Genomic DNA, 1046 nt, shown 5'->3' on the forward strand with positions numbered 1-1046 from the left:
GCTCGTGCATTCGACCAGATCGATAACGCACCAGAAGAAAAAGCACGTGGTATCACCATCTCTACTTCTCACGTAGAATACGATACTCCATCCCGTCACTACGCACACGTTGACTGCCCAGGCCACGCCGATTACGTGAAAAACATGATCACCGGTGCTGCCCAGATGGACGGTGCGATCCTGGTTGTTGCGGCAACTGATGGCCCAATGCCACAGACTCGTGAGCACATCCTGCTGGGCCGTCAGGTAGGTGTACCATACATCATCGTGTTCCTGAACAAATGTGACATGGTTGATGATGAAGAGCTGCTGGAACTGGTAGAAATGGAAGTACGTGAGCTGCTGTCTCAGTACGATTTCCCAGGCGATGACACTCCAATCATCCGTGGTTCTGCTCTGAAAGCGCTGGAAGGCGACGCAGAGTGGGAAGCGAAAATTATCGAACTGGCTGAAGCGCTGGATTCTTACATCCCAGAACCAGAGCGTGATATTGATAAGCCATTCCTGCTGCCAATCGAAGACGTATTCTCCATCTCCGGCCGTGGTACTGTAGTTACTGGTCGTGTAGAGCGTGGTATCGTTAAAGTGGGTGACGAAGTTGAAATCGTGGGTATCAAAGAAACCACTAAAACAACTTGTACTGGCGTTGAAATGTTCCGCAAACTGCTGGACGAAGGCCGTGCAGGTGAGAACGTAGGTGTTCTGCTGCGTGGTACTAAGCGTGATGACGTTGAGCGTGGTCAGGTTCTGGCGAAGCCAGCTTCTATCCACCCACACACTCAGTTCGAATCTGAAGTGTACATCCTGAGCAAAGATGAAGGTGGCCGCCATACTCCATTCTTCAAAGGTTACCGCCCACAGTTCTACTTCCGTACAACTGACGTAACTGGTACTATCGAACTGCCAGAAGGCGTAGAGATGGTAATGCCAGGTGACAACATCAACATGAAAGTAACCCTGATTGCGCCAATCGCGATGGACGAAGGTCTGCGTTTCGCAATTCGTGAAGGTGGCCGTACGGTAGGTGCTGGTGTTGTTGCTAAAGT

The 1046-nt window shown here is 50.9% G+C and carries 1 protein-coding gene; it reads left to right on the forward strand.

Annotated elements, in window-relative coordinates; genetic code table 11:
• On the forward strand, positions 1–1046 hold a 1046-nt coding region (gene tuf, locus Xbud_RS19010), incomplete at both ends, for an elongation factor Tu (protein WP_099137532.1).

Source organism: Xenorhabdus budapestensis (assembly GCF_002632465.1).
GTDB lineage: Bacteria > Pseudomonadota > Gammaproteobacteria > Enterobacterales > Enterobacteriaceae > Xenorhabdus > Xenorhabdus budapestensis.